9 protein-coding genes are annotated in these 13,570 nt (G+C 45.1%); 6 read left to right on the top strand and 3 right to left on the bottom strand.

The features are described from left to right. Window positions 1–1,167 (top strand): membrane dipeptidase, encoded by a 1,167-nt coding sequence (locus ACHA99_RS07035; protein WP_393941878.1) that lies wholly within the window; start codon window positions 1–3, stop codon window positions 1,165–1,167. A gap of 83 nt (window positions 1,168–1,250) precedes the next feature. Further along, window positions 1,251–2,423 carry an AAA family ATPase gene (locus ACHA99_RS07030; RefSeq protein ID WP_393941876.1) on the top strand — a complete coding sequence of 391 codons (1,173 nt, stop codon included), beginning with the start codon at window positions 1,251–1,253 and terminating at the stop codon, window positions 2,421–2,423. 13 nt (window positions 2,424–2,436) lie between these two features. On the opposite strand, the gene ACHA99_RS07025 is transcribed toward ACHA99_RS07030, so the two are convergent. Then, window positions 2,437–2,754, bottom strand: coding sequence for a cupin domain-containing protein (locus ACHA99_RS07025; RefSeq protein WP_393941874.1), 318 nt, complete (start codon window positions 2,752–2,754; stop codon window positions 2,437–2,439). A gap of 180 nt (window positions 2,755–2,934) precedes the next feature. Between ACHA99_RS07025 and ACHA99_RS07020 the strand changes: the two genes are divergently transcribed. Next, on the top strand, window positions 2,935–5,331 hold the full coding sequence (locus tag ACHA99_RS07020; RefSeq protein WP_393941872.1) for a toxin-antitoxin system YwqK family antitoxin: 2,397 nt from the start codon (window positions 2,935–2,937) through the stop codon (window positions 5,329–5,331). A gap of 179 nt (window positions 5,332–5,510) precedes the next feature. On the opposite strand, the gene ACHA99_RS07015 is transcribed toward ACHA99_RS07020, so the two are convergent. Beyond that, window positions 5,511–5,885 (bottom strand): PH domain-containing protein, encoded by a 375-nt coding sequence (locus ACHA99_RS07015; protein ID WP_105250128.1) that lies wholly within the window; start codon window positions 5,883–5,885, stop codon window positions 5,511–5,513. Between the two features lie 201 nt (window positions 5,886–6,086). Further along, on the bottom strand, window positions 6,087–8,003 hold the full coding sequence (locus ACHA99_RS07010) for a U32 family peptidase (protein ID WP_263172521.1): 1,917 nt from the start codon (window positions 8,001–8,003) through the stop codon (window positions 6,087–6,089). 215 nt (window positions 8,004–8,218) lie between these two features. Between ACHA99_RS07010 and rluA the strand changes: the two genes are divergently transcribed. The 3 genes from rluA to ACHA99_RS06995 all read left to right on the top strand — a co-directional run bounded on the left by rluA (window position 8,219) and on the right by ACHA99_RS06995 (window position 13,536). Beyond that, window positions 8,219–8,896: a bifunctional tRNA pseudouridine(32) synthase/23S rRNA pseudouridine(746) synthase RluA gene (gene rluA, locus ACHA99_RS07005; RefSeq protein WP_393941869.1), complete on the top strand. Its 678-nt coding sequence runs from the start codon at window positions 8,219–8,221 to the stop codon at window positions 8,894–8,896. A gap of 95 nt (window positions 8,897–8,991) precedes the next feature. Then, the gene (gene asnC / locus ACHA99_RS07000) at window positions 8,992–9,453 is read left to right on the top strand and encodes a transcriptional regulator AsnC (RefSeq protein ID WP_006080290.1); all 462 of its coding nucleotides are present in this window, start codon (window positions 8,992–8,994) and stop codon (window positions 9,451–9,453) included. Window positions 9,454–9,660: 207 nt separating this feature from the next. Continuing rightward, complete coding sequence (locus tag ACHA99_RS06995; RefSeq protein WP_393941965.1) at window positions 9,661–13,536, top strand: S8 family serine peptidase; 3,876 nt, start codon at window positions 9,661–9,663, stop codon at window positions 13,534–13,536. Window positions 13,537–13,570 lie beyond the last annotated feature (34 nt).

Raw genomic sequence — 13,570 nt, 5'->3', positions numbered from 1 at the left:
ATGCCCATCAAGGCAGTCAATTACTACCGTCGTACACTCCTTAAAGGTCTTGGCGCAGCAACTCTGTTAAGCCCACTCGCCAGTTTACCTAGCTTTGCCGCCGCACAGAGGCGGATATATGTCGATGGTTTATCTTTCCTTCCCGATGACTTAAGTGATGTAACCGCCGCTAAACTTGATGCCTATCTTTGCGATATTTCGGCTATTGAGACCATAGAACAAGCCGATGGCACTCAAAACTACAAACGCACTTATAAAGCTTGCATGGAAAGCATTAAGCAGGCCGCTAAACGGGTGAGCGATCATCCCGATATTTTACTGCAAGGTCTGAGGGGGAGAGATATTCAACGTGCCCGCGACAGCCAGCGCACTGCGGTATACTTTCAAATCCAAGGCGCAGATTGTGTCGAAGAAGACAGTGAAGCTAACCAGTGGGCGCGGGTAGATGAGTTTCATCAACAAGGGCTACGCGTACTGCAACTCACCCACCATTACGGCAATACCTTTGCCGGTGGCGCCTTAGATAATGATGCCAGTGGCGGACTCAATAAACCACTCACGGCCCATGGGCACGAGCTTATCGCCAAACTCAATCACGCCAATATCTTAGTCGATGTGAGTCACTCCAGCGCTCAAACCGCTTTAGATGTCGCAAAAATCACTAAATCACCCATAGTGCAAAGCCACGGCGCAGCGCGCGGTATAGTAAACCATGCCCGTTGTTCTCCCGATGAAGTGATCCGCGCCATCGGCGATAGCGGCGGCGTATTCGGCGTATTTATGATGAGTTTCTGGCTTACCAATAATGCCGTGCCCACGATTGATGATTATATTCGACAACTGGAATACGTTATGCGTGTTGGTGGAGTGGACTGCGTGGCAATCGCTAATGACTTCCCGCTCCGTGGCCAAGAAAACCTACTGGCACTGGGTAATAACAACGCCAAAGGCATTAAAGAATATCAAGAATGGTGGTACAGCCTGAGGGCGAAAGGCGTGCTAGGTTTTGATGCAGAGCCAAGGCATGTAGTAATCCCCGAGCTGAATCATATCGATCGCATGAGCCGTATCGACGATGCCTTAGCCAAAGCACGCTTTAAATCTACCGACCGCGACCGTTTTATGGGTGGTAACTGGCAAAGAGTGCTCAACAAAGTGCTACTGTAAATGCCATTGTTTTATCGTCATGTTTAATTTACTTTGTCGATAAATTTACTGGCTTATCAGCTTGTTTCAGTCTTGGATATTCTATGCTGACCACACTCGCTATTTTCAATTATCGCTCTCTGCGTGAAATCGTCTTGCCCCTAGGGCAACTCAATTTGATCACAGGGGCGAATGGCAGTGGTAAATCGAATCTATACAAGGCACTACGTTTACTCGCACAAACGGCGCAAGGCGGCGTTGTCAATGCTTTAGCCCAAGAAGGCGGACTCGATTCCAGCTTTTGGGCGGGACCAGAAAACCCCACCAAAAGTATGCTAGCGGGCGACACCGCTATTGAAGCCACCGTCAGGCAAGCGCCAAACCGCCTAAAGCTTGGGTTTGCCGGCGAAGATTTTAGCTATCTTATTGAACTCGGTTTACCCAAACCCGACGCCACCACGCTGTTTGGCTTAGATCCACAAATCAAGCGCGAAGCCATTTGGAACGGCCCTAAATATCGACCCTCAACTGTATTGGTTGAGCGCCGTGGTCCTATGGTGAAGAGTCGCAGTGCTGACGGACAAGGCTGGATAACCTTAGGCGCACACCTGCAAACTGGTGACAGTATTTTTACCGAACTTGCCGATCCAGAGCGCAGCCCTGAAGTGCTCAAGCTTCGCGACAGTATCCGCGCATGGCGCTTTTACGATCACTTCAGAACCGATTCAGAAGCGCCAGCCCGTCGTCCACAATTAGGTACAGCCACGCCAGTATTGCACCACGATGGGCGCGACCTTGCATCAGCAATTCAAACCATTTTTGAGATAGGTGATAAAGCGGCTTTTGATCATGCGGTGAGCGATGCGTTTCCCGGTGCTAAAGTTCGCATTGAACCCCAAGCGGGCGGTATTTTAGTACTCGCATTTCATCAAAATGGCTTATTAAGGCCACTCAATGCCAGTGAATTGTCGGATGGCACCCTGCGCTATTTGCTGTTAATCGCCGCCCTACTGACCCCAAGGCCGCCAGAGCTTATGGTGTTAAATGAGCCAGAAACTAGCCTACATCCCGACTTATTACCTGCGCTTGCACGCTTAATCGCTAAGGTATCGGAAGAGTGCCAGTTGTGGGTGGTTTCCCATGCTAATCGGCTTATTAATGCCTTAAGTCAATTTGAACACTGCAATACCTTGGCCTTAGACAAAACCTTAGGCCAAACGCAGATCCAAGGCCAAGACTTACTCAATACGCCCAGTTGGCTATGGCAGAATCGTTAACCTATAGCCTTAATCAATCGTAAAATACCGCGAGCCATAGGGTTTCTGAACTTATAGAAGTCGAAGCGACTCGATGTTTTTGATGGGGCGGAATCGTTAAGTAATCACCAGGGGTTAGCGTAACGGGTTCACCTTGTTCAAATTCAAGCGTCGCCTCGCCTTTGAGCAGCATCACCCATTCATGTTGAGTTTGATCGTACCATTGACCTTTGAGCGTAGCTTGCCCATTGGAAACGATGCGTTCTATGGTCACAGTGTCATTACCCGCCAGTTTTTCAAACACTTCGGCCGATAAATCTGTGGGTAATTTTGTAAAAAAGTTATCAAGCATTTTGTCTTTATTCCTCTGCTTTTATTAATGTGCCACTCTGATTAAACGGTATTTGGAGCAATCAAGCATTGAGAAACGAATCCATAAACCGCTATGATATGCGCACAGAAATACTCAGTTGCCATGAGTATCCCTCAGATAAGCTTATTGTTTTACATATGGATATGGAGATTTCCCCCAATGTCGTTGTTTCGCGCACTCAAAGCCAAGTTATTTCCCTCAAACCAAACTAGCCGCGATCCAAAAGACATTCATCTTCAAACTGAATCACAAACACTCAGCCAAGAACAAGATTTAACGCAGGAGCCGTCAGTCGCTGCACCGCTATTCCAACGCTACTTCAGCTTAAAAATCCATACGACAAAGGCAGACGCAGCTTCTTGCGAAGAAAATGCCGACCACGGCTTAACTCTCTATCACTACGATACGCCCCAAGTCATAGAACTCTTGGGCTGGGAAAACGCCAATGAATGCTGCGAATTCCACCATACCGAATTCGACCGCCTCGAAATCAGCAATCAATTCCCTTTCCCCGAGCAGCACTTTTGGCTCGACAAGGTAAAAGTGTGCAGTATCACCCCCAAAAAGAACAGCCAAATAAAGGCGTTGTGGCAAGTTGAGCTTAACAATCTCGATGCATTATTGATAAGCCACTTTACCCTCGATGCTGACAATATAGTGCAAGGCGATATTCAAGATTACGCCAGCCTAACAGGCCAACTGCACCGCACTTTTCACCAACTCACTGCTGAAGATGGTGCGGGTATACTTAGAATCATCACCCAAAGCCCAGGGCTTACCCAAGCCGTCGATTCAAACTATTTTGGCGAACGTAATGGCGTGACCCGCCAATTTAATGCCCTAGGTACCCTGTTATTTGAAGGCAACTTTATTAATGATCAGCAACTTGGAACACAAACGTGGTATGACCATGAGGGCAAGATCAATCAAATAGAAGATCGCCATCCCCAAGGTCAATTTATTCAATACTTTTATGGCAATGGTCAGCTTAAAGAAACCGCCGAACAAGATAGCAATGGCTATTATATCAATACGTTAACTCGCTACTATGAATCTGGACAAATACAGCTGATCCGGCCCTTAGTGCAAGATGTTATCCACGGAATTGAAAAACAATATTACCCTGATGGTTCACTAGAAGCTGAAAGATATTACAACCAAGGCTATGAATATGAAGCCGTTTGGTATCATCCCAATGGAGCGATTAAACAAAAAGTGTTTAACGATGTGACGGGCAAAGTCATTGAAGAATTTTACGACTCAGGTAAGCCTGCATGGCGTGAACCCTTCAATACCGAAGGCCAATTACATGGCGAACATGTAAAATGGTATCCCAATGGTCAAATTGAAGAAAAAATCTATTTTGAGGATGGTAAAGAACAAGGCATGGCCCTTTGGTATCATGACAATGGTCAACTCGCCCTTGAGATCTATCTTGAAAAGGGACTCAGGGAAGGTCTATTTAGAAGCTATTATAAAAGTGGCGTGCTTTCGGCCGAAGGCCAATATAAAAATAACCTCTCGGTAGCCCCTTTTATTGAATACCACGAAAACCAGCAAATTCAGATGTACCTACCGCACACACAGGGCAACCGTGATGGCACTGCTCGCTGGTTTTATGAAGATGGCACGATACGTACAATTTCTGAATATGAAGTTCGTGATGGCCAAGGCTACCTCAAAGAGTCCAGCTTTTATAATAACAAAGGGATCCTCGAATCCTATCAGAGTCACTCGAATACCCGCTGCGGCTATAATCTTGATAATAATCAAAGGGAATACTATCAAGAAGGTATTGCCGATACTCGCATCGAATACTATGAAGATGGCGCCATTCGCTGGTTACTCACCCGTACGCAAGGGGATTTATTTAGCTCTAAATCCTTATCCCCTCAAGGTTTAATTTTAGAAACTGGCACAATCCAAATTACTAATGGTCGTTACCTCGATATCGGCCATTGGCAACGTTTTACGCCCCAAGGAAAAGTGTACCGCGAAGCCTGGCTAGATGAACAAGGCCAACTGATAGAAAGCCGTCACTACTTTGATTTTCATGAAAATATAGCAACTCAGGAAGATGAAGAACCTGAATGGGATAGCCCAGAAAATCCTAGTTATGACTATGATGAAGACGATGCTGATGGGCAAAGTAACGGACCAAATAACCGTACGGATGACAGCGAACATCATGCTAGCAATAGTAGAAATAACGCATATTTATCTCGTCAGAAGTATCACGCACCCAATGGCAATACCGCGACAAAACAGCGAGAAGATAAAACAATAGCAGATGTCGCCACTCACACCGAAGAACCCATATTGGCTTATCACTTAAAATTTGATGATGAAAGCAAGCTTTATGCAATGAAACGCTATCATCCCAATCGCCAGATTGCAGAAGAAGGTAATTTACAAATTCAAGGACAGGAGCAATTCTGGGTCGGCATCCACAATCAATACGATGAGCAAGGCAAACTCAAGCTTTCCGAAACCTATACTATGGCGGGCGAACCGATAGAGCACTCCACTAGCACAAGTAGGATAGTGTTAAATTAATCAAGCAGATTTGAATCACACTCGATAGGGAGGATAGGTAAGCCCAGATAAAACTTGGCTTACCTTACTCACATTAACCGTCAGCTTGCGATAACAATTCCAAGCTTGATAGCACTAAATGAATCTAAGTCGCAGCACTAAAACTTAAGCCACGGCACTAAAACTAAAGTGCAAAAAAACTAAAGCGCAAAAGTGGCGATGGTCTTTTGAATACCCACAACATCCGTGCCACGCTTGAGCTCTTTTACTAAAGGTTCGCTCTGGCCTGAAATCCAAATTTTAAGCTCGGCATCCATATCAAAATGCCCTGTCGTTTCCACTTCAAAATGGGTAATGGATTTATAAGGTATTGAATGGTAAGTAACCTTCTTGCCTGTAAGTCCCTGCTTATCAATTAAGATCAGGCGTTTATTGGTGAAAATAAACAAATCACGGATCACTTTGTAGGCGAGTTTTAATTCTTCTTGAATGCCCATGATAGGCCTTAATTCCTCGGCTAATTCCTGTAAATCAACCTCAGCAGCATTACCGAGTAAACCGTCTAACAATCCCATTTTAACATCCCTTATTATTGATATTATTTTCAATAAGATATCTGCTCATTACCGCATGTGCAATATAAGGCTTTGATGAAAATATGAGAGTGACGCTGGTGAGGGCAACATCAATGAGAGGTAGGCCGTTGTAGGCGCGCAGATGCAAGCTGAATAGGTGCTAGGAGCATTGCACTCGGGCAATGCTCCTAATGACAAATGTTAAAGGTGCTTCTGGCCTCGCACTTGACGGTTTTCGCCGACCACCATCATTTCGCATTTAGGGCAGTCGAATACCAACTTGAGCACATCATTGCCGATTTCAAGCACCATAGGATCGGCCTTGATCCCTGGCACTTCTTTCGGACACAGATTGAAGTTAAAGCGTAAGCAATGCTTAGTGATCATCAATGGCACGTCTTCAGTGACGCCATTTTTCTCATAGGTATCTTGGATTTCAATCACGCCATGGCGTTGATAAAAATCCTTGGCCTTTTCGTTGGCAACGTTGCCTAAGTAACTCAAATGCTTGACGGGATAGACTGCATCTTGATTATGCTTCCACGGCAGTGGACGCACGTAGCCTTGCATACGGGCAGCCTCTAGAGCGGCCACACCATCACGGCGCAGACCATTGAGCACAGACGCAGGCAAGAACCAAGCTTGAGCCGTATCGATACTAATGCTACGGGCAACAAAGTCGGTACTGCCGAGCTTACCCAGTTGAGTGCGGGTATTTTGTAAGGTCTTATCGACATCTGTCGCAGGTGTCTTCTCAACTGTTAAATTGACTGTGGCGGTTAGGCCATAGATATCCGTCAAGGTCAGCGCCAGTCCGTCTTGGGTATCGCTCAACCGTAAATCGACGCCGATAATCCGCTTAGAGGATTCTTTCGATAACAGGGCTTCGAAGGCTTGGTTATGGTTACGATATAAAGTCATGCCAACCTTTAAATCCTTTGGCACCTGCAATATATGCAGTTTTAACCCTTCGGCGCGGTTAACCCGCAGGCCTTGCAGCTTGTCATCGGACTGCTTTGCCATGGCAAAATTCGCGGGGAAAAACGCTAAGCCATCGCCGTTATTAAACTCATGGCTAGAGCTCACTTGGATAAAGTCTTTACCTATGCTGACCACTTTACCGACTTCTTCGCCTATGTATTTTGGCGAGCGGAAATCTTTAATGCCTTGGCTACGTTCGTTAACAAAGTAATCTGTGCTGCCACGGTTAAAGGTCTTTTCTGGATCGGGGATAAAAGAATGTTCACAGCGGCCGTGGGACGAAGCCTTAAACTCAGGGCGACGCGCCATAATCGCATCCAGCTTTTGGCGATAATGCGCGGTGACGTTTTTAACGTAACTTAAATCTTTTAAGCGACCTTCAATCTTAAACGAGCGAATGCCCGCATCGATGAGCGCCTCAAGGTTTTCGGTTTGGTTATTGTCTTTTAAAGACAATAAATGTTCGTTCTGCGCTAACACATCACCTTGACGGGTTTTAAGATTCCCCGGCAGGCGGCACATTTGCGAGCATTCACCGCGGTTAGCACTGCGGTTACTAAAGGAATGACTCAAGTTACACAAACCACTGTAAGCCACGCACAAAGCACCGTGGATAAAGAATTCGAGTTGCATATTAGTATGCGCGGCGACATCACGGATTTGGCTTAAGCCCAATTCACGGGCAAGCACCACCTGAGAAAAACCAACTTGCTCTAAAAACGCCACTTTTTCTGGACTGCGGTTATCCATTTGGGTACTGGCATGCAGGGCAATCGGCGGCAAATTGAGCTGCAATACACCCATGTCCTGCACAATCAGCGCGTCAGCGCCCGCTTCGTACAATTGCCAAATAAGTTTTTCGGCGTCGGCCAGTTCGTTATCCATCAAAATGGTATTGAGGGCGACGAATACCTGAGCATGATATTGATGAGCATAAGTACACAGGCGCGCGATATCTTCAACACTGTTACCCGCCGTTGCCCGCGCACCAAACGCAGGACCACCTATGTATACCGCATCGGCACCATGGCGTATGGCTTCGATACCGTAGTCAGCATTTTTTGCAGGCGCCAATAACTCAAGACGGTTATGGACGTGAGAAAGATTCTCGGGAGTGTATATCTCTGGCTGGCTCATGGCTTCACAGACTCAAAATTATCATTAACGAAAAGGACGGGAGTATAACAAAAACTCAAATACAGCTCTATCAGCAAATCATCAACTAATGTGCTTTACTTCGGCGCTTTAGTCATCTCAGAAAGGTTCATGCCACAGGCAATCTTTGGGCGTCGCACTTGCACCCTCAAGCCTAGCAGAGTATCTTTGCGGCGCATTGACGAATAGGCCTCATTATGACTGATTTTATTTACCAACCACCGACCACTCCTTGGCTCGATATTCTTTATCAAGATAAAGACATTATCGTCATAAACAAACCTTCAGGATTGTTGTCTGTGCCCGGTCGCGACCCCGCCCATTACGACAGTGTCTATGCCCGGGTAAAAGCAGAGCATCCACATTGTCAAATCGTCCATCGCCTCGATATGGCGACCTCTGGTGTGATAGTTGTCGCCCTTATTCGTAGCGCCGAGCGGGAATTAAAACGTCAGTTCCACGATAGAGAAACCAGCAAGACCTATTATGCAAGGGTTGCAGGCCATGTCAAAAATGACACTGGCAGCGTTGATTATCCACTGATCTGCGACTGGCCAAATCGCCCTAAACAGAAAGTCGATCATCTTGTTGGCAAACCGTCTTTGACTCACTACCAAGTAATGAGCCGCGCCAAGCGCTCAACGCTGGTTAAACTAATGCCAATCACAGGCCGCTCACACCAATTACGGGTGCATATGATGGCGCTAGGACATCCGATCTTAGGCGATGGTTTTTATGCCGACTCACTGGCAAAATCCTTAGCGCCTCGACTATTACTACATGCAGCAGAGCTCACCATCAAACATCCCTACTCGGGCGTCAGTATAACTTTTAGCGCAAAAGTCCCTTTTTGTGAGCCTTTGGGCGAACAATGATCACTAAAATCAAATAATACGGGCAAAATCGGTAGCAATTCCCCATAAAAAAACGTAACTTTATGACAATTCACTACGTTATAGAGAGTTTATTTATGGATACCGCATTTCAGCGCGATCAACTCGATAATCATATCCTCGAAGCCCTAATGCAGGATGCCCGCACACCCTTTGCCGAACTCGCTAAACGCTTTAGCGTTAGCGCCGGCACTATCCATGTTCGGGTAGAAAAAATGAAGCAAGCGGGGATCATTACAGGTGCGCAAATCACGGTAAACCCTAAAGCCCTAGGCTATGACGTTTGCTGTTTTATCGGTATCAACCTTAAAAGCGCTGGCGATTACCCCGCCGCTATCGCCAAACTCAACGCTCTCGAAGAAGTCGTCGAAGCCTATTACACCACAGGCAACTACAGCATTTTCGTAAAGGTCATGTGCCAATCCATCGACGGCTTACAACACGTGCTCATCAATCGCATTCAATCTATCGATGAAATCCAATCAACAGAAACCTTGATCAGCCTACAAAACCCAATCGTCAGAGCGGTTAAGCCTTAAACAGGAAAAACAGCAAACTACCTGCAAACAACATAACAAACCGCAAAGTGTGATTAACATCTTTTTTACTGCAAAAGTGTTAACCATACGATATATTTGTGTTACAACTTCATTGCTGACACCAAAGAGTACAGCAAAAACTATAACAATTCAGCTACGGGCACGTTTAATAAAGTGCTGAAAGCATTAATTGACAAGGAAGAAGTTGTGAAGACAAAACTATCGATCGCTATCTCCGCTGCACTACTCTCAAGCGCAGCTATTGCTAACAGTGAATTTACATTTAAACCTTACTCACCCGAGATCACATCTCACGATAAATTTAGCAAACCTAAAGTGGCAACAACAAATTTAGGTGCACCACAACGTTTTATTGTTGAAATGGAATCTCCTGCACTCGCTAAATACCAAGGTGGTATTGGCTCGTTTGCTGCAACAGCTTCAGCAAAAAAAGGTCAAAAAATCAACGTACAGTCAGCTGAAGTAAAAAGCTACGCCAATCATCTTACAAAAGAGCAGAACAATTTTTCTTCTGCTCTAGCTAAAACAGTACCTAATGCAAAAATAGAACGCCATTTTCAAACATTATTTAATGGTGTCACTGTTGTTGGCCAAGGATTAACCGCTGAAAAACTGGCTCAAATGCCAGGTGTTAAATCAGTCTATCCAGAAACCATGTATGAAATAAACATGGATGCTTCTCACCAAGTTATTAATTCCCAAGCAATGTGGGAAGCCGTTTCTGGGATGGAAAATGCAGGTAAAGGAATTAAAGTCGCAATCATTGATGGTGGCATTCGTCCTGAAAACCCCATGTTTACTGACGCTGGCTTTACCGCACCAAGTGGAAATTTACCATCGGATGACTATTGCTCGACTGTTGATGCATCTTTCTGTAATAACAAACTAATCGTTGCGCGTTGGTCACAACCTACATTCCCTGTTTGCGCTGATGAATACATGAGCCCACTCGGTTTTGGTGGCCATGGTACTCACGTAGCAGGAACCGCCGTTGGCAATAAAGTATCAACAACCTTCAAAGAAATCCCTGTTGAGTTATCAGGCGTTGCTCCAGCTGCATACTTAATGGTTTATAAAGCTCTTTATAGTAAAGCTGACTGTACTGGTGGTAGTGGTTCAAACATCATGTTAATGGAAGCCTTAGAACATGCTGTTAATGATGGCGCAGATGTAATCAACAACTCATGGGGGGGGAGTGCTGGTAGTGATCCAGCTAGCAGCCCATACAAAACCATGTTTGAAGCTGCAGAAGCTGCGGGTGTTGTTGTAGTTAGTGCTGCCGGTAACGATGGTAATGGTCCTCAAACTATCGGCTGCCCTGCTTGTATTGAATCAGGAATAACTGTTGCTAACACTACAACAGGGCGTTTTTTCGCTAATAGCTTTAATATCGGTGGTGGTGATTTACTTGCTGTCCCAAGTTCTGATGCTGTGCTTTCAGAAGATATTACCGCTCCAGTGATTGCGGCCGTTAATTTAGATGCTGAAAATACCAATGGTTGTGATGCCTTTGCTGCGGATTCGTTCAAAGATGGCATTGCATTGATTTCTCGCGGAACATGTAACTTCTCATTAAAAGCCACAAACGCAAAAGCTGCAGGCGCTAAAGCCCTTGTAGTTTATAACAATGCGGCAGGTGCACCAACGACTATGTCTATGCCTGGTGAACCATTCCCTGCTGTCATGATTACGAAAGATGCAGGTTTAGCCGTAATTGAAGCCATGGGAGATGCTGCAACAACAGGTACAATAATTGCTAAAACTAAACGTATCATGGTTTCTGAACTTGCTGATAACCTAAATAGCACCAGTTCACGCGGTCCTAATGGCAACCAAAATATTCTTAAACCGGATATAGCAGCACCTGGTACCAACATTCTATCAGCCTTTTCTCCTGATGATGGTGGTGAAGACTTCAATATGATCTCTGGCACTAGTATGGCAAGCCCTCATGTTGCAGGTGCGGCAGCTCTTATGAGCCAACTGCACCCAGAGTGGAGCGCAAATGATATAAAAACGGCTCTCACTTCTACGGCTAAATATGAAGACATTCTCGATGATGATGCAACAACCCCAGCAACTCCATTTGACATGGGTGCAGGTCGCATGGATTTAGATGCTGCAGCCAAGGCAGTATTAACCTTTGACAAACCTTCAATTGCTTCAGACTCTTGCGTTGGTCCATGCACCTTCACTCGTACTGTCTATAACAAAAGCGATGCAACGACATCTTGGAGCTTATCAACTTCATCAGATAGCACAGGCATCACAGTATCCCCCTCTACCTTAGAACTTGCCGCAGGAGCCTCTGCCACGTTTACTGTAACCGTTGACTCAACTTTCGCTGAATATGGCGAGTGGATCTTCGGAAACATATTAATCAACAGCGCGGAAGGGTTACAAAATGCTCATTTACCTCTAGCTGTTTTGGCTAAAGAATCAAGTAATGCATCCTTAATTTCTACACTAACAACCAAAACAGATATTACTGCGAGTGACGTGATCCCATTGGTTGCAACTGTGAACAATAATGTATTTGCAAATACAGTCACAGTAACAGCGCAAGCACCTAAAGGCACTAAACTAACCTCAAAAGATGATGTAAAAATCACTTTAGCAGGTGCAACACAAAATGGATTGCAGGTAAATGAAGATTTGGGCTTAGTGACATGGGTAGGCCAACTAAATTTACCTAAAATGGCAACAACCAAAGGTGCTCAAAGATTTCCAAGTATCGTTGGCTTAGGTGTTGTTCCCGTAACTTGTCCTGAAGGCTGTGATGAACAAGCCTTTACTTTTACAGTTCCAAGCTTTAAATACAACGGCGTGATCTACAGCAAAATAACAATATCAGACAATGGTTTAGCAATTGTTGGAGGCGGAAGTGCAAGTGGTACTTTTGCAAATAAACAATTACCAGATGGTAGTAACCCAAATAACATCCTTGCTCCATTCTGGTCTGATTTCGACTTATCAGATAAGTCTGTCGGCGATACTGGTGGCGGTGATTTAGCCGTTGGAGTATTCACAGATGGCGCAGGAGTGAAATGGTTAGCTTTAGAGTGGAATAAAGGCCAACTCTATGGCGACACATCTGGTACAGCTTATACATTCAGTGTTTGGATTAGGACAGGTGATACTGAAGAGGTTGTCTTCAACTATATCAATATTCCAAATATACCTGCAAACGTCACTATTGGTGCTGAAAACGTAGGCGGTACTATTGGGACGACTTATAACTTTAATGGTACAGGTGGCAATATTTCTACAGGTGATGCATTAACCTTAAAGAATACAACGGCAGGAAATGTCACTATTAACTACGATGTTACAGCGACATCACTCAATGTTGGACAAGCTGATGTAATTGAAACCAACGAAGAAGCTTTAGTCTCAATTGATGTCTTAAAAAATGATATCAAACCAGATATGAAAGTTGCTCGAGTATCAATTACAGGTGATGGCATTACGGCAAATGCCCAACGCATTATTGATATCATGCCAAAAGGAGCATTAGGCAGCTTAGCTATTGTACAAGCACCTTCACATGGCACTGCTTCAATCAATTCAACAGGTGGAATTGATTATACACCTGCAGAGAATTACTTTGGTCCGGATATGCTTAGCTATACATCTGCAGACGAAGATGGCAATACTGGCGCTGCGGCAATTGTTACCATTGACGTAAAAAATGTAAATGACGCACCAACAGTCGCTCCAGTCGGTTCAACTGGTGTTGAAGGTTCTGTGTTAACAGCAAAAGCTAATGGCGCGGATATAGATCAAGACACCTTGACTTATACTTGGACTCAGACGAGTGGAACTCCAGTGACCTTCACCAATGGTGGAGAGGTAATAAGTTTCACCGCACCTAGTGGAGCACAAGATCTGGTCTTTACAGTAACAGCGTCTGACGGAAAATTAGAAAGCAATCCTAGTACAGTAACGGTTAAAGTAACGGCAAAACCAATACCTCCAGCTAAAAAAGATGATGGCGGAGCATTAGGTTGGTTAACCGCCTTATTATTACCACTGGCGGCAATGCGCCGTCGTATGAAGTAACGAGTTGTTGACAGTAAAAAGGGAGCCTTAATGG

The sequence above is a fragment of the Shewanella sp. S23-S33 genome (genome assembly GCF_043359565.1).
Classification (GTDB): domain Bacteria; phylum Pseudomonadota; class Gammaproteobacteria; order Enterobacterales; family Shewanellaceae; genus Shewanella; species Shewanella oncorhynchi.
Note: the sequence above shows the minus strand (reverse complement) of the source record. Positions and strands in the feature narration are given on the sequence as shown.

Coding starts and splice junctions, on each gene's coding strand:
- ACHA99_RS07025 (WP_393941874.1), bottom strand. CDS start 2,754: ATGCTTGATAACTTTTTTACAAAATTACCCACAGATTTATCGGCCGAA.
- ACHA99_RS07015 (WP_105250128.1), bottom strand. CDS start 5,885: ATGGGATTGTTAGACGGTTTACTCGGTAATGCTGCTGAGGTTGATTTA.
- ACHA99_RS07030 (WP_393941876.1), top strand. CDS start 1,251: ATGCTGACCACACTCGCTATTTTCAATTATCGCTCTCTGCGTGAAATC.
- ACHA99_RS07020 (WP_393941872.1), top strand. CDS start 2,935: ATGTCGTTGTTTCGCGCACTCAAAGCCAAGTTATTTCCCTCAAACCAA.
- asnC (WP_006080290.1), top strand. CDS start 8,992: ATGGATACCGCATTTCAGCGCGATCAACTCGATAATCATATCCTCGAA.
- ACHA99_RS07010 (WP_263172521.1), bottom strand. CDS start 8,003: ATGAGCCAGCCAGAGATATACACTCCCGAGAATCTTTCTCACGTCCAT.
- ACHA99_RS07035 (WP_393941878.1), top strand. CDS start 1: ATGCCCATCAAGGCAGTCAATTACTACCGTCGTACACTCCTTAAAGGT.
- rluA (WP_393941869.1), top strand. CDS start 8,219: ATGACTGATTTTATTTACCAACCACCGACCACTCCTTGGCTCGATATT.